Origin of the sequence: Streptomyces sp. NPDC015242 (assembly GCF_043079125.1) — a bacterium.
Classification (GTDB): domain Bacteria; phylum Actinomycetota; class Actinomycetes; order Streptomycetales; family Streptomycetaceae; genus Streptomyces.
The window spans coordinates 191,463-205,613 of the sequence record NZ_JBIBUF010000007.1 but is presented as its reverse complement, the minus strand read 5'-3'; the positions used below and the strand labels follow the sequence as shown (position 1 = coordinate 205,613).

Annotated in this window: 15 protein-coding genes and 1 riboswitch; of the genes, 10 read left to right on the top strand and 5 right to left on the bottom strand. The window is 75.8% G+C overall.

From position 1 onward, the window contains the following. Positions 1 to 11 precede the first annotated feature (11 nt). The 5 genes from ACF07N_RS23795 to ACF07N_RS23775 all read right to left on the bottom strand — a co-directional run bounded on the left by ACF07N_RS23795 (position 12) and on the right by ACF07N_RS23775 (position 3,793). Positions 12 to 371, bottom strand: a complete 360-nt coding sequence (locus ACF07N_RS23795; protein WP_392116260.1) for a cupin domain-containing protein — start codon at positions 369 to 371, stop codon at positions 12 to 14. Between the two features lie 61 nt (positions 372 to 432). Continuing rightward, positions 433 to 1,413, bottom strand: coding sequence for a pyridoxal-phosphate dependent enzyme (locus tag ACF07N_RS23790; protein ID WP_392116257.1), 981 nt, complete (start codon positions 1,411 to 1,413; stop codon positions 433 to 435). Continuing rightward, the gene (locus tag ACF07N_RS23785) at positions 1,410 to 2,090 is read right to left on the bottom strand and encodes a transcriptional regulator (protein WP_392116254.1); all 681 of its coding nucleotides are present in this window, start codon (positions 2,088 to 2,090) and stop codon (positions 1,410 to 1,412) included. The genes ACF07N_RS23790 and ACF07N_RS23785 overlap by 4 nt, the downstream gene beginning before the upstream one ends. A gap of 121 nt (positions 2,091 to 2,211) precedes the next feature. Then, complete coding sequence (locus ACF07N_RS23780) at positions 2,212 to 2,895, bottom strand: sigma-70 family RNA polymerase sigma factor (protein ID WP_392116252.1); 684 nt, start codon at positions 2,893 to 2,895, stop codon at positions 2,212 to 2,214. Between the two features lie 226 nt (positions 2,896 to 3,121). After that, positions 3,122 to 3,793: a hypothetical protein gene (locus tag ACF07N_RS23775; RefSeq protein ID WP_392116249.1), complete on the bottom strand. Its 672-nt coding sequence runs from the start codon at positions 3,791 to 3,793 to the stop codon at positions 3,122 to 3,124. Between the two features lie 175 nt (positions 3,794 to 3,968). Between ACF07N_RS23775 and ACF07N_RS23770 the strand changes: the two genes are divergently transcribed. The 10 genes from ACF07N_RS23770 to ACF07N_RS23725 all read left to right on the top strand — a co-directional run bounded on the left by ACF07N_RS23770 (position 3,969) and on the right by ACF07N_RS23725 (position 14,138). Continuing rightward, a complete protein-coding gene (locus ACF07N_RS23770; RefSeq protein WP_392116246.1) occupies positions 3,969 to 4,757 on the top strand; it encodes an SDR family NAD(P)-dependent oxidoreductase in 789 nt (262 codons plus the stop codon). Positions 4,758 to 4,861: 104 nt separating this feature from the next. Continuing rightward, a complete protein-coding gene (locus ACF07N_RS23765) occupies positions 4,862 to 5,659 on the top strand; it encodes a VOC family protein (protein WP_383332229.1) in 798 nt (265 codons plus the stop codon). 78 nt (positions 5,660 to 5,737) lie between these two features. Beyond that, complete coding sequence (locus ACF07N_RS23760) at positions 5,738 to 6,274, top strand: GNAT family N-acetyltransferase (RefSeq protein ID WP_383588016.1); 537 nt, start codon at positions 5,738 to 5,740, stop codon at positions 6,272 to 6,274. A gap of 56 nt (positions 6,275 to 6,330) precedes the next feature. Further along, the gene (locus ACF07N_RS23755) at positions 6,331 to 8,211 is read left to right on the top strand and encodes an ABC transporter permease subunit (RefSeq protein WP_392117030.1); all 1,881 of its coding nucleotides are present in this window, start codon (positions 6,331 to 6,333) and stop codon (positions 8,209 to 8,211) included. Further along, positions 8,208 to 9,527, top strand: coding sequence for an MFS transporter (locus ACF07N_RS23750; RefSeq protein ID WP_392116241.1), 1,320 nt, complete (start codon positions 8,208 to 8,210; stop codon positions 9,525 to 9,527). Before ACF07N_RS23755 ends, ACF07N_RS23750 begins: the two co-directional genes overlap by 4 nt. 207 nt (positions 9,528 to 9,734) lie before the next feature. Further along, positions 9,735 to 11,171, top strand: a complete 1,437-nt coding sequence (locus tag ACF07N_RS23745; protein ID WP_392116239.1) for a serine/threonine-protein kinase — start codon at positions 9,735 to 9,737, stop codon at positions 11,169 to 11,171. 78 nt (positions 11,172 to 11,249) lie between these two features. Further along, positions 11,250 to 11,435: riboswitch (cobalamin riboswitch) on the top strand. A 29-nt stretch (positions 11,436 to 11,464) separates the two neighbouring features. Continuing rightward, on the top strand, positions 11,465 to 12,166 hold the full coding sequence (locus ACF07N_RS23740) for an energy-coupling factor ABC transporter permease (RefSeq protein ID WP_383332237.1): 702 nt from the start codon (positions 11,465 to 11,467) through the stop codon (positions 12,164 to 12,166). Beyond that, positions 12,163 to 12,531, top strand: a complete 369-nt coding sequence (locus ACF07N_RS23735; RefSeq protein ID WP_383332239.1) for an energy-coupling factor ABC transporter substrate-binding protein — start codon at positions 12,163 to 12,165, stop codon at positions 12,529 to 12,531. The genes ACF07N_RS23740 and ACF07N_RS23735 overlap by 4 nt, the downstream gene beginning before the upstream one ends. 6 nt (positions 12,532 to 12,537) lie before the next feature. Beyond that, the gene (gene cbiQ / locus ACF07N_RS23730; RefSeq protein ID WP_392116234.1) at positions 12,538 to 13,287 is read left to right on the top strand and encodes a cobalt ECF transporter T component CbiQ; all 750 of its coding nucleotides are present in this window, start codon (positions 12,538 to 12,540) and stop codon (positions 13,285 to 13,287) included. Continuing rightward, complete coding sequence (locus ACF07N_RS23725) at positions 13,284 to 14,138, top strand: ATP-binding cassette domain-containing protein (RefSeq protein WP_392116231.1); 855 nt, start codon at positions 13,284 to 13,286, stop codon at positions 14,136 to 14,138. The genes cbiQ and ACF07N_RS23725 overlap by 4 nt, the downstream gene beginning before the upstream one ends. The last annotated feature ends 13 nt before the right edge of the window (positions 14,139 to 14,151 follow it).

Genomic DNA, 14,151 nt, shown 5'->3' with positions numbered 1-14,151 from the left:
GGGAACGGTCCTCAGTCCTTCTTGGCGTACTCCTTGGCCATGCTGCCCGCGAAGTCGTACACCACGCACTGCTCGTCGCCGACGACCCAGGCGTCGTGCCCGGGCGGGCAGACGAACACGTCCCCGGGACCCACCTCGCTCTCCGCGCCGTCGTCCATGCGGATGTGCAAACGGCCCGAGACGACATAGCCGTTGTGGTGGATCCGGCAGCTGTCCGTCCCGGCGATCGGAGCCACCGACTCGGACCAGCGCCAGCCCGGTTCGAACGTGGCCACGGCGAAGTCGAGTCCGGTCATGTGGACGGCTTCGAGGTGGCCCCGGGGGTAGTCGCGCCGCTCGTCCGGCTTGTCGAGCGTCTTCACCTCAAGCATGACGCTCCTCCTCGGTGAGGGGTTTGCCTCCATCGTCCGTCCGCCGAACCGGCCGCGCCATTCAGGCCGGGCCCTGCCCGCACAGCGCGGCGAAGCGCTCCGCGTCCACGTTGCCGCCGGAGACGATCACACCGACCCGCGGGGGCAGCGCGCCCGCCCGGCCGGCGAGCAGGGCGGCCAGCGGAGTGGCACCGCTCGGCTCGATCACGATCTTCAGCCGCTCGAAGGCGAACCGCATCGCGTCCCGGATCTCGTCCTCGCCGACCAGCACGATCTCGTCGACGAGCCGCCTGTTGACGGAGAAGGTCAGCTCCCCCGGCGTGTGCAGGGCCTGGCCGTCGGCGACGGTGTGCGGCACCGGGATACTGACGCGCCGCCCGGCCTCCAGCGAGCGCTTGGTGTCGTCCCCGGCCTCCGGCTCGACGCCGATCATGCGGATGCCCGGGTGCAGGGCCTTGGCGATCGTGGCACTGCCGGCCATCAGCCCGCCGCCGCCGACCGGCGTCAGCAGGGCGCCCAGCTCCCCCACCTCTTCGAGGAGTTCCAGCGCGGCCGTGCCCTGCCCGGCCATGACGTGCGGGTGCTCGTAGGGCGGGATGAGGGTGAGACCCCGCTCGGCGGCCAGGGCCTCGGCGATGGCGACGCGGTCCCCGGTGTAGCGGTCGTAGGTGACGATCTCGGCACCGTAGCCGGCGGTCGCCGCACGCTTGGACGGCGGGGCGTCCTCGGGCATCACGATCACGGCGGTGGTGCCCAGCTCGCGGGCGGCCAGGGCGACGGCCTGGGCGTGGTTGCCCGAGGAGTAGGCGGCGATGCCCCGGGACAGCTGCTCCGGGGTCAGGCGGGAAGCGGCGTTGTAGGCGCCGCGGAACTTGAAGGCGCCGACCCGCTGGAAGTTCTCGCACTTGAGGTGGACCTCGGCGCCGACGAGGGCGTCGAGGGTGCGCGAGCGCAGCACGGGGGTGCGGTGGGCGACGCCCTCGAGCCGGGCTGCGGCGTCCCGGACGGCGTCGGCGGTGACGGGGGGCGTGGTGGTCGTCACGAGTGGTCTCCAGGGGAGGTGTCGCGGGCCGCCCGGGCCCGGGCGAGGTAGTGGTAGGCGGAGGCGCGGGAGATGCCGAGCCGGGCGGCGACGTGCTCGACCGCGCCGCGCACGGCGAAGACACCGCGTGCGTCCAGGCCGTCGAACAGTGCCAGGCGCTCGGCGCGGTCGAGTTCGGCCCAGCTCCCGCGCTGCCGGGTCCGGTGGGCGTCGACGAGGGCTTCGACCACGGAGTCGATGTCGTCGCCGAACGTGGTGACCGGCAGGTCGGCCGGGGCGGCGCCGGCTCCCGCCAGAGCGCCGAGCAGATCCTGGACCCGGGTGACGGCGCTGACGTCCACGTTGACGCACAGGGCGCCGAAGACGGCTCCGGCCGAGTCGCGCAGCACCATCGTGGAGGACTTCAGGACCGTCCCGTTCCGGGCGCGGGTGACGTAGTTCAGCTCGTCGGCCGCCTCGTCGCCGCGGGCGAGGACGCGCATGCCGATCTCGCTCATCGCGCCGCCCACGCTCCGGCCGGTCACCGACCCGGCGACGGCCACGACCGACTTCTCCGGGTTCCGGTAGTCGTGCAGGACGACCTCGCAGACCGGGCCGAAGGTGGCGGCGATGCCGTGCACGATCGGCGTCAGCGCGGCGAGGATCGCCTCCCGTTCGGCGTCCGGTGCCGTGTCCATGCAGTCCCCTCTCACCGCTCCTCACTGTAGACGCCAAGTCCAGCTCCTGGATAGATCGTCCAGACCACAGGTCCGTGCCACCGGCGGGTGCTGTCCGGCACCCGTCGGTGGCACGGACGCGTCAGGCCGCGACCAGGGCGGGCACCGGGGCCGGATGCCGGGACGGGGCCGGGGGGCGGGGCGGCGCCGGGGGCGGGGGCGCGTCCCGCGTGGGGGGCGGTTCCTCCGCCTCGGCCAGCTGGGCCATCAGCGTCGCACGGGCGCGGGCCACCCGGGAGCGTACGGTGCCGACCGGGCAGTCGCTCCGTGCGGCGGCCTCCGCGTACGGCAGCCCGAGCAGCTGCGTGAGGACGAACGCCTCGCGCCGCTCGTCGGGCAGACCCGCCAGCAGCTCCAGCAGCGCCACACCGTCGTCGAAGCCGGGCAGGCCGCGCGGCTGGGCCAGTTCGGCCGCCGGCTGCCAGTCCGTCAGGTCGGCCGTGCGGGGGCGTGCGGCGGTGTACCGGATGCGGTCGGCGACCGCGCGCCGGGCGATGGCCAGCAGCCAGGTACGGGCCGAGGAGCGGCCCTCGAACCGGTGCAGGCTGCCGAGCGCCCGCAGGAACGTGTCCTGCGCCAGGTCGTCCACGGCCTGCGGATCGGCGCACAGGTGGGCGACGTACCGGATCACGTCGCGGTGCAGGGCGCGCACGAACCGCTCGACGGCCGCGGAGTCGCCGCCGCGGGCGGCCAGGGCCCAGGCGGTTATCGACGCGTCGGCCGTGGCCGTTCTCTCGGGCGCGAGGGGCAGGGCAGGAGTGATCACCTGATGTCCTTCGGGAAGGCCCGGACCACGGGCGGGCGGGCACGGCGGCACGCGGAGTGCCGCCGGGCGCGCGCGTGGGGCCGCGCGGTCCGGTGAGCCGAGTGGGGAGACGGCCGTGCCGTGCGGCGCGCCGGGCCCGGACGGCGTGCCCGCCCGGGGTACCGGCGTACCGGGGTACGACCGTGACCGGGGCCGCGCGGAGCCGCCCCGGGAGTGCCGGCCGCCGTCAGACGGCGGCGGACCCCACGGGCGGGCCCCGGGAGGTGATCGCGTGGACGAGGAGGAGCAGACGCGGGGCCCGGTCGGAGGACGGCCGGCGCACCCGCGCGGGCGGGGGCGGCGGCGCGGGCCGTGCGAGCAGCAGCCGCAGCGGCGCGGCCAGCCGGGCACCCAGGGCGCGCAGGAGCCGGAAGGCGGCGCGCTCCCCGTGGCCCAGCCACAGTCCGCAGAGCAGGGCCGCCAGCAGGTGGGCGGCGAGCATGCCGAGGGAGGAGTCGCCGCCGGGGGCGTGTCCCATGGGGTCCCCGCCCGCGTGCATGGGCATGGACATGGGCATCGGCATGGCCATGGAGTCGATGTGCTCCATGCCCGGGTGCCCGGACGGCACGGACGGCATGCCGTCCGGCGCCGGAGCGCCGCCCGTCGCCCCCGGCGCGAGCGAGAACGCCGTGTGCAGTGCCGTCTGGACCACCACGGCGACGGCGACGACGAGCCGGAGCCCCCGCTCACGGCCGGCCAGGCACCAGCCGGCGGTCCCGGTCGCGGCCCAGCCGGCCAGCAGGACCGGCACGGGCACGTGATCGCCGGACATCATGACGTGGCCGAGGGCGGCGAGCACGACGCAGACGGCCGCGAAGACCGCGGCCCGTGTCGCGCGAGCACCCCACCCAGCTGTCATGGCGCCTCATCCTCGCACTCCGGCCCCGGTTCGCCACCCCCGTGTACGGACACGGCCCGGACCGGACACTCAATCGACCGGATGTGAACCACGTCACATCGGTATGCCGCCGCGGGCGGATCGCGGAGGACAGCCGCGTGCCCGTGACCCCGACGGCCCGCTTAGGGTGCTCGTCATGACGACGCATCCGGCACAGGCCTACCTCTCCCAACTGTTCTCCCTCCAGGGCCGGGTAGCGGTGGTCACGGGCGGCAGTTCCGGTATCGGCCGGGCCGTCGCCGGCGCCCTCGCGCACGCCGGCGCGAGCGTCGTGGTCGTGGCCCGCACGGAGGCCGCGCTGGACGCGACGGTCGAGGAGCTGACCGCCCGGGGCTGCCGCGCGGCCCGGGTCAGCGCCGACCTGGGCACGCGCGAGGGCGTGCGGACGGCCGCCGAGCGGGCCGTCGAGGCGTTCGGCGAGCCCGACATCCTCGTCAACTGCGCCGGGGTCAACCTCCGTCCGCACATGGACGACCTCACCGAGGACGTGTGGGACACCACGATGGCCGTCAACCTGGAGGCGCCCTTCCTGCTGGGGCAGCGCTTCGGGCCCGGCATGGCGCGGCGCGGCTACGGGCGGATCCTGAACGTCAGCTCGCAGCAGGCGCACCGGGCGTTCGTGCAGAGCGGTGCCTACGGCGTGTCCAAGGGCGGGCTGGAGGCGCTGACCCGCTCCCAGGCCGAGGCGTGGTCGCCCCACGGCGTCACCTGCAACGTCCTGGTGCCGGGCTTCGTCATGACGCCGCTCAACGCGCGGCTGTCCTCGGATCCGGAGAAGGTGGCCGCCCTGGCCGCGCGCACGCTGATCGGGCGGAACGGCCTGGCCGAGGACTTCGCGGGTGCGGCGGTGTTCCTGGCGAGCCCGGCGTCGGCGTACGTCACCGGGCAGTCCCTCTTCGTCGACGGCGGCCTGTCCGTCCACTGACCCCGGCCGCGACCCCGGTCACGCGGCCCGGCCCCGCGCCGAGCGGCGCGTGCGGGTGCCCGGTGTCAGGCTGGGCAGAGGACCTGCGGAAGGGAAGCATCGCCATGATCACCACGGAGTTCGCCCCCGGTTCCCCCTGCTGGCTCGACCTCGGCGCTCCCGACGTCCGGGCCGCGGCGGCCTTCTACGGCGCCGTGCTGGGGTGGGAGTACGAGTCCATGGGCGAGAGCGAGGACTTCGAAGGCGGCATGTTCCGGAAGGACGGCAAGATCGTCGCCGGTCTCGGCAAGCTCACCGAGGAGGGCGCCCGGTCGGCCTGGATGCTCTACTACCACGTCACCGACGCCGACGCGACGGCCCAGGCCGTGCAACAGGCGGGCGGCACGGTCCGGGTGGCGCCCCTGGACCTCGACGAGTGGGGCCGCATGGCGCAGTTCAGCGATCCGCTGGGCGGCCAGTTCGCCGTCTGGCAGCCGGGGACCAACGCGGGCCTGGAACTGGTGGACCAGCCGGGCTCGCTGTCGTGGACGGAGCTGTACACGAGCGACGCCGCGGCCGCGAAGGAGTTCTACGGCGGCCTGTTCGGCTGGCAGTTCAGCGACATGCCGCTGCCCGGCGACGGAGGCACGTACACGCTGATCACACCGGCCGGGCTCCCCGAGGAGCGCATGCACGGCGGCCTGATGGAGCTCGGCAAGGAGGCCCTCTCCCTCGCGGACGGCCGGCCGTACTGGCACCCGGTCTTCTCGGTGGAGGACTGCGATGCCGCGGTGGACAGGGTCAGGGAGAACGGCGGCACGGTGCAGATGGGCCCGGAGGACGCGGAGGGCGTGGGCCGCCTCGCCGTCTGCCTGGACCCGGCGGACGCGGACTTCGTGCTGCTCACCCCGTCCGAGATGTGAGCGCCTCCCCGCCGGTCCGGGCTCCGGGCCGGCGGGACCCGGCGGAGCACCGCGCGGCTTCTTGCATATGATGCGCAAATGCACGACTACATCATCAGGGCAGCAACGCCGGACGACATCGACGGGGCCCGGGTGGTGATGCTGGACGCGGTGTACCGGGACTTCGGCACGGGCTACGTGCCGCACTGGCACGCCGACATCATCGATCCGGTGCCGTACTACGTCACGCCCGCGCGGCACACCCTCCTGGTGGCCGTGGACGGGAGCGACGGCACGGTGGCGGGCACCGCCGCGCTGGACGCGCGCGGGCCGGCGCATCCGCCGAATCCGCGCTGGCTGGCCGAGCGGTTCCCGTCCGGCGAGACCGCGCAACTGCGCCGGGTCTACGTGCGGCCGGAGCACCGCAGGCGCGGGCTGGCCCGGCGACTGGTGGACGGCCTGCTGGAGTTCGCGCGGGCCGACGGCGGTTACCGGTCCGTGTACCTGCACACCTATCCGGACTCCCCCGGCGCGCTGGGTCTGTGGCGGACCATGGGCAAGGTGCTGTGCGACGAGCGCGCGGACCTGCCCGGCGGGGGCAACGGGGTCGTGCACTTCGAGATCCCGTTCGCGTGAGGGTCCCTGGCCGCACCACGGCCCACGACCGCACGGCGCTCCGCGGCGGGAGACGGCTGCGGGCCCTCGCGCGGGGCGGCCTGCCCACCCTGCTGTGGCGCGCCGCGCTGACCGCCGTGCTCGTGGGCGCGATCGGCCTGCTGCCGTGGCTGTCGCGCACCGACCCGGCGCTGACCGTGCTCAAGGCCCGCTCGGCGGAGCGCGATCCCGATCCCGCGACGCTGCGCGCCGTCCGGGACGAACTCGGCCTGGACGACGGCCCGGTGCGCCTGCTCGGCCGGTGGCTCGGCGGGCTGCTGCACGGGGACGCGGGCACGTCCTGGGTGTCCGGCTCCGCCGTGCTGCCCGGCGTCGCGCAGGCGCTCGGCGTGTCGCTGCTGCTGATGGCGGGGGCCCTCGTCGTCGCCGCGGTCACGGTGGCGGCCGTGTGCACCCGTACGCTGCGGCTCGGGGCGCGGCGACGGCTCGGCGCACACCGCGGCGGCGGCACGGCGGCGGCCGTGCCGGCCGCGCTGCCCGAGTTCCTCGTCGCCTCGGTCCTGGCCTCGGTGGTCGGGGTGCACCTGGGCTGGCTGCCCGCCCTGGGCTGGTACGGGCCGCAGTGGATGGTGCTCCCCTCGCTCGCCCTGGGCCTGCCCGCCGGGGCGGTCCTGGGGCGGCTGCTGGACGATCTGCTGCCCGGCGCGTTCGCCGAGCCGTGGGCGGCGGCCGCGGCCGCGCGCGGCATACCACCGGCGTCGATCGCCCGGCAGGCGGTACGCCGCTGCCTGCCGGGGGTGCTGCCCAGCCTGGGCCTGTTCGTGGTCGGTCTGACCGGAGGATCCGTCGCCGTCGAGCAGGTCTTCGACATTCCCGGCCTGGGCCGGCTGACCCTGCAGGCCGCCCTGGCCCAGGACCTGCCCGTGCTGCAGACCGGCACCCTCGTCCTGCTCCTGCTGGCGGCCGCCGCCGGGACCCTCGCCCGGTGCGCGGTCCGGCTGCTGACCGGGCCCGCCCTGCGCGACGGCGCCCTGCGCTCCCCGCACGGGCCTGTCCCGGCCGCGCCGCGTTCCCTGCCGCTGCTGTACGGGGCGCTGCTGGCCGGTGTCATCGGGCTCGGCCTGCCGCGTGACCCGCTCGCCCTGGACACGTCCGCCCGGCTCCGGGCGCCGTCCCTCGCGCACCCCTTCGGCACGGACGCGCTGGGCCGTGACGTGCTCGCCCGGGTGGCCCACGGCGCGGTGACCACGCTCGGCACCGCCCTCGCGGTGAGCGCCGCCGCCCTGACCGCCGGGCTGCTGCTGGGGCTGCTGCCGCGGCTGTCCGGGCCGCCGGCCGAGACGGTCAGTGCCGTGCCGCCCGTCGTGGCCGGCCTGCTCACCGCCGGGGTGGCGGGCAGCGGCCCGTGGACACCGGCGTGCGCCGTCGGCGTCGTCGCCTGGGCCCCGCTGGCCGTCCACACCTCCGCGCTGCTGCGCCAGGAGCGCGCGACCACCCACCTTGCGGCCACCCGGGCGCTGGGCGCCGGCCGCTGGTACCTGCTCCGCCGCGAACTGCTGCCGACGGCGCTGGGGCCGGTCACCCGGCACGCCCTGCTGCGGCTGCCCGGCGTGGCGCTGGCCCTTGCCGCGCTCGGGTTCCTCGGCCTCGGGGCCCAGCCGCCGTCCCCCGAATGGGGCCTGCTGCTCGCCGAGAACCAGCCCTACACCGAGCGTGCCCCGTGGGCCGTGCTCTTCCCCGCGGCCGTGCTCGCCCTGCTGGGGGCGCTCGCGGTGACGGCCGCCGGGGGCGTACGCCTGCCCGGGCGGCGTGCACAGCGCGGCGGCCCGGCCGGTCCGCGGCCGCAGCGGCCCGGAGTGGTGCCACCGCAGCGGCCGAGCCGCCGGGCCGTCCACGCCGGAAGCCGCTCCGGAACCCGCCCGGCCCCCGTGTCCACTTCGGCGACAGAGGAACGATGACCCCACTCGTCTCCCGTGTCCTGGCCCGCCGGGCCACCCGTGCGGTGCCGCGGGGCCCGCGCGAGAGCACCCTGCGGCTGTGGTCGGACCTGTCCGCGCTGCTGCGGCTGCTGATCCTGACCCAGCTCGCCTTCAACCTCGGCTTCTACGCCGTGCTGCCGTTCCTCGCCGGGCACCTCGGCACCGCGATCGGCATGGCCGGCTGGCTGGTCGGGCTGGTGCTGGGGCTGCGCACCTTCAGCCAGCAGGGGCTGTTCGTGGTCGGCGGCTGGCTCGTGGACCGGTGGGGCGTGCGGCCGGTGGTGCTGGCCGGCTGCGCGCTGCGGATCGCCGGATTTGCCTGGCTCGGGTACGCGCGGGCGACCTGGGCGGTCGTCGGGGCGGTGCTGGTGATCGGTTTCGCCGCCGCGCTGTTCTCGCCCGCCGTGGAGTCCGAGGTGGCCCGCCAGGCGGTCGTGCGGGAGGAGGCCGGGCACGGCCCGCGCACCCGGGTGCTGGCGCTGTTCAGCGTGGCGGGGCAGGTCGGGGCGTTCGCCGGGCCGCTGCTCGGCGCGCTGCTGCTGGCCGTCGACTTCCGCACGGCCTGCCTCGCCGGCGCGGCGGTCTTCATGCTGGTCCTCGCCGGGCACGTGTGGCTGATGCCGCAGCACATCCCCGGCCGGGTCCGCGCCCGGGAGCCGGGCGGAGCGCGCCTGCTGCTGCGCAACCGCCGCTTCCTGGCCCTGTGCTGCGCCTACGGCACCTACCTGCTCGGCTACAACCAGCTCTATCTGGCCCTGCCCGACGAGGTGCAGCGGGCGGCCGGTTCCCAGGCGCCGCTGTCCTGGCTGTTCGCCCTGTCGTCGGTGCTGGTCGTGTGCGCGCAGCTGCCGGTGACCCGCTGGGCGGGCCGGCGGCTCGGCCTGCGCCGCTCCCTGGCCACCGGGCTGCTGCTGATCGCGGCGGGTTTCGGGGTGGTGGCCGCCGCGCGCCCGGCCGGCTGGACGGGCACCGCCGGGCTGCTCCCGGCCGCGGGGTTCGTCGTGCTGCTCACCGTCGGGCAGATGCTCGTGGTGCCCGCCGCCCGCTCCTGGGTGCCCGACCTGGCGGAGGAGGGCCGGATCGGGCTGTACACGGGCGCGCTGTCCTCCGTCTCGGGCCTGATCGTGCTCGCCGGCAGTGCCGCCACCGGCTCGCTGCTCGACCTGGGGCTGCCGGCCGCCGTGCCGTGGCTGGTGCTCGCGGCCGTACCGGCCCTGGCGGTGGCACTGCTGCCGCGCCGGGAGGAACCGGGGGGCCGGCCCGACCGGCCGAGGGGGGCGGTCGCGGCGGACTGATCCGGCCCGGCCACCGCGCGCGGGAGCCTCGCGCCCCGGGGCGCGGGCCGCACGCGCTCCGCGTTGTCCGGGACCGTACTGTCGGGGGACACCGCCGCGGAGCACAATGATCATCCGGCGCCAGTATCCTGGCCCGGCTGTGGCACCCCCCACCAACCCTCGTGCGAACACGGGGGGTTCGGGCCGCGGCGACGAACCTTCCCACGCATGAGACGAGGACGAGTGCTGCTAGCGGGCCGCTACCGGCTGGATGTTGAGATCGGGCGCGGTGGAATGGGAGAGGTCTGGCGGGCGTACGACGAGACGCTCGCCAGAGCGGTGGCCGTCAAGCTGCTGCTCCCCCAGGACACCGACGCCACGGCGGCCTCCCGGTTCCGCCTGGAGGCCCAGACCGCCGGGCGTCTCAACCACCCGAACCTGGTCGGCGTGCTCGACTTCGGCGAGTACGACAACCGGCTGTACCTGGTGATGGAGCTGGTCGAGGGCGACAGTCTCGCGGGGGTGCTGGCCGCGTCGGGCGCGCTGCCCGCCGGGCGGGTGGCCGATCTCGCAGCCCAGGCCGCCGCGGGGCTCGCCGCGGCGCACGCGCAGGGCATCGTCCACCGGGACATCAAGCCCGCCAACCTCCTGCTGGACGTCCACGGCACCCTGAAGATCGGTGACTTCGGCATCGCCCGCTTCCTCGACGACCCCGGCGCGGCGCTCACCGCCACCGGGCAGATCGTCGGCACCGGCCTGTACCTCGCGCCCGAACGTGCCCTCGGGCAGCCCGCGGGACCGGCCTCCGACATGTACTCCCTGGGGTGCGTGCTCTACCAGTTGCTCAGCGGACGCCCACCGTTCCAGGCGGACACCGCCGTGGCCCTCCTCCACCAGCACCTCGACGCCGCGCCCGTGCCGCCCCGCGAGCTGGGGGTCGCCGGTCTGCCGCCGGCGTTCGAGAACTACCTGCTCGGACTGCTCGCCAAGCATCCCGAGGACCGTCCGTCGGCCCAGCAAGCCGCCGAGTGGTTCGCCGGCGGCGCCTGGCAGGGGCGGCCCCAGCCGCTGCCGGAGGCCGCACCACCGGCGCCGGCCCCGGTACCGGCCACGCGGCCCGCGGCCCACGCGGCGGCCGGGACAGGCACCGCGGCCACCTACGCGCTGCCGACGGGCTCGCGCACCGCGCCGGGCGGGCGGGCGCGCCGCTCCGCGCCCCGGGGCGGCTCCGGCGGCCGGTCGCGTCTGGCCGTCACGGCCGCCGCGGCGGCGCTGTTCCTCGCCGCGATGTACCTCGGCATGGTGTGGTTCTCGCCCGACGACACGGCGACGAAGGGCACCGAGCCCGACGCCTCACCGTCGGCGAGCAGCCCGGCCGCCCCCTCGGACCCGGAATCCGGGGCGTCCGCCGACCCGCTCGGGACCACGGAGCGGACCGGCGGCACGTCGGCCGGCGGCACGTCGGCCGTGGGCACGGTGGCCGATGTCACCCCGTCCGCCGAGGCACCCGCCACCCCGCCTCCCGCCGGACCGTCGCCCGGCCCGTCGGCCCCGGCGGAGGCGCCGGCCGGTGGCGGCCCGGACCACGCGGACCAGCGGGAACAGCAGCCTCCCCAGGTCCCGGTGGGCGACGGGGAGGACGACGACGGCGAGGGCGAGGACTGAGCGGCCCTGCGCCGGTGTGCGAGCGGGCGCCCCCTCGCGCGCCCCCTGGGGCGGCTTGTCATCGCCCTTATCGCGGCCTTATTGTCACCACGCCTTGGTGAACGGGAAATCCGGTGTGATGCCGGTGCGGCCCTCGCCACTGTGAATCGGGAAGTCCGGCTCCGGCCCTCGCGGGCAGCCACTGGGTCCTCGTGACCCGGGAAGGCGGAGTTCGGGCGGTGGTACCCGTCAGCCAGGAGACCGGCCAAGGCGCGTCAACCATCCACGAGGTGCTGGAGAGGGTCTGCAGAGCCATGCACATTGCCGAGGGTTTCCTTCCTCCGGCGCACGCGGCCGCCTGGGGCGTCGCGTCGGCGCCGTTCGTCGTCCACGGAGTCCGGTCACTCACCCGTGAGGTGCGCGAGCACCCCGAGAGCACCCTGCTCCTCGGGGCCTCCGGGGCCTTCACGTTCGTTCTGTCGGCCCTGAAACTGCCGTCGGTCACCGGCAGTTGCTCCCACCCCACGGGCACGGGCCTGGGGGCCATCCTGTTCCGGCCGCCGGTCATGGCGGTGCTGGGCACCATCACCCTGCTGTTCCAGGCGCTGCTGCTGGCGCACGGCGGTCTCACCACGCTCGGCGCCAACGTCTTCTCCATGGCGATCGCCGGTCCCTGGGCCGGCTACGCCGTCTACCGGCTGCTGCGCCGGTACGACGTGCCGCTGATGGTGACGGTGTTCTGCGGGGCGTTCGTCGCCGACCTGTCCACCTACTGCGTCACCAGCGTGCAGCTGGCGCTCGCCTTCCCCGACCCGGGCAGCGGGTTCCTCGGCGCGCTCGGCAAGTTCGGGTCCATCTTCGCCGTCACCCAGATCCCGCTCGCGGTGAGCGAGGGGCTGCTGACGGTCCTCGTGATGCGGCTGCTGGTGCAGTCCAGCAAGGGGGAACTGACCCGGCTGGGCGTGCTGCTGACCGCCAAGGGCGCCCGTGCCGGAACCGGGGCGGTGGCCCGATGAAGAAGAGCACGAGGATCAACCTCCTGCTGCTGCTCGCCGTGGCCGTCCTCGCCGTGCTGCCGCTCGCGCTGGGGCTCGGCGACCACAAGGAGGAGCCGTTCACGGGCGCCGACGGTGAGGCCGAGACCGCGATCACCGAGATCGAGCCGGACTACGAGCCGTGGTTCTCGCCGCTGTACGAACCGCCGTCCGGGGAGATCGAGTCGGCCCTGTTCTCCCTCCAGGCGGCGCTCGGCGCCGGGGTCCTCGCCTACTACTTCGGCCTGCGCCGCGGGCGGCGGCAGGGTGAGCGGCGCGCGCTGGAGCGGGAGTCCGGGAGCACGCCGGCCGGTGCGGCCGGGACGTCCGCCGACGGTCGGGACTGAGCCCGGGTGCTGCCGATCGACGCGGCGGCGCACAGCAGTCGCTGGCGCCGCCGCCACCCCGTGGACAAGGCCGTGCTCGGGTTCGGCCTCACCGTGCTCGCGATCTCGCTGCCGCCCTGGCCGGGCGCGGCCCTGGTGCTGGTGGCGGCCCTGGCGCTGCTGCTCGGCCCGGCCGGTGTGCCGGGCCGGCGGCTGTGGCGGGCCTACCGGGTGCCGCTGGGCTTCTGTGCGACCGGGGCGCTGACGCTGCTGATCCAGGTCGGCGGGCCGGACGGTGCCGTCTCCCTCGCCGGTGACGGGCCGGTGCGGGCCGGGGAGTTGCTGCTGCGTACCTCGGCGGCGTCGCTGGGCGTGCTGTTGTTCGCCTTCACCACGCCCCTGTCCGACCTGCTGCCCCGTCTGGTCCGGGCCGGGGTGCCGGCGCCGGTGGTCGACGTGGCGCTCGTGACGTACCGCATGAGTTTCCTGCTGCTGGACTCCGTGCGCCGTGTCCGCGAGGCGCAGGCCGCGCGCCTCGGCCACACCAGCCGGGCCGCGGAGTGGCGTTCCCTGGCCGGTCTGGGCGCCACCGCGTTCGTCCGGGCCTTCGACCGGGCCTCGCGCCTGCAGGCCGGACTGGCCGGACGCGGCTACGACGGCACGCTGCGGGTCCTGGTGCCCGAGGCACGGGTCTCCGCCCGCTTCACGGCGGCCAGTTGCGCCCTGCTCGTGGCACTGGCCGCCCTCGCCCTGATCCTGGAAAGGCCGCTGACATGAGCGAGCCCGCCCTCGTCGCCCTGCGGGGCGCGTCCTTCGGCTACGAGGACGGCCCGGCCGTGCTCAGCGGCCTCGACTTCGACATCCGCGAGGGGCGCGCGCTGGCGCTGCTCGGCCGCAACGGCAGCGGCAAGACGACCCTGATGCGCCTTCTCAGCGGTGGACTGCGCCCGGACGAGGGGCGGCTGACGGTCGACGGCCGGCCGGTGACGTACGACCGCAAGGGCCTGACCCGGCTGCGGACGACCGTGCAGCTGGTGGTGCAGGACCCGGACGACCAGTTGTTCGCGGCCTCCGTCGAGCAGGACGTGTCGTTCGGGCCGCTCAACCTCGGCCTGGACCACGCGCAGGTGCGGGAGCGGGTGGCGGAGGCGCTCGCCGCGCTCGGCATCGCCGCCCTGGCCGACCGGCCCACCCATCTGCTCTCCTACGGGCAGCGCAAGCGCACGGCCATCGCGGGCGCGGTCGCCATGCGGCCCCGGGTCCTGATCCTGGACGAGCCGACGGCCGGGCTCGACCCCGACGGCCAGGAACGGCTCCTCACCACGCTCGGCGCGCTGCGGGCCGGCGGCACCACGGTGGTGATGGCCACCCATGACGTCGATCTGGCGCTGGCCTGGGCCGACGACGCGGCGCTGCTCACCCCGGCGGGCGTGCGCACCGGGCCCGCGCACGTGGTCCTGGCCCGCACGGACCTCCTGCGCGAGGCGGGGCTGCGGCTGCCCTGGGGGGCGGCCGCGGCGGAACTCCTGCGCGCGCGGGGCTGGTTGAGCGGGACGGAGCGCGGGCCGCGCACGCCCGCCGAGCTCGCCGCACTGGCGGCCGGGCGGCCGGGGGCGACCGGCGGCTGAGCGCGTCCCGCCG

What these genes read in the sequence shown, in the direction of transcription:
- ACF07N_RS23770 (WP_392116246.1), top strand. Translation starts at nt 3,969, where the DNA reads ATGACGACGCATCCGGCACAGGCCTACCTCTCCCAACTGTTCTCCCTC.
- ACF07N_RS23740 (WP_383332237.1), top strand. Translation starts at nt 11,465, where the DNA reads ATGCACATTGCCGAGGGTTTCCTTCCTCCGGCGCACGCGGCCGCCTGG.
- ACF07N_RS23735 (WP_383332239.1), top strand. Translation starts at nt 12,163, where the DNA reads ATGAAGAAGAGCACGAGGATCAACCTCCTGCTGCTGCTCGCCGTGGCC.
- ACF07N_RS23765 (WP_383332229.1), top strand. Translation starts at nt 4,862, where the DNA reads ATGATCACCACGGAGTTCGCCCCCGGTTCCCCCTGCTGGCTCGACCTC.
- ACF07N_RS23745 (WP_392116239.1), top strand. Translation starts at nt 9,735, where the DNA reads ATGAGACGAGGACGAGTGCTGCTAGCGGGCCGCTACCGGCTGGATGTT.
- ACF07N_RS23775 (WP_392116249.1), bottom strand. Translation starts at nt 3,793, where the DNA reads ATGACAGCTGGGTGGGGTGCTCGCGCGACACGGGCCGCGGTCTTCGCG.
- ACF07N_RS23760 (WP_383588016.1), top strand. Translation starts at nt 5,738, where the DNA reads ATGCACGACTACATCATCAGGGCAGCAACGCCGGACGACATCGACGGG.
- ACF07N_RS23785 (WP_392116254.1), bottom strand. Translation starts at nt 2,090, where the DNA reads ATGGACACGGCACCGGACGCCGAACGGGAGGCGATCCTCGCCGCGCTG.
- ACF07N_RS23725 (WP_392116231.1), top strand. Translation starts at nt 13,284, where the DNA reads ATGAGCGAGCCCGCCCTCGTCGCCCTGCGGGGCGCGTCCTTCGGCTAC.
- ACF07N_RS23750 (WP_392116241.1), top strand. Translation starts at nt 8,208, where the DNA reads ATGACCCCACTCGTCTCCCGTGTCCTGGCCCGCCGGGCCACCCGTGCG.
- ACF07N_RS23795 (WP_392116260.1), bottom strand. Translation starts at nt 371, where the DNA reads ATGCTTGAGGTGAAGACGCTCGACAAGCCGGACGAGCGGCGCGACTAC.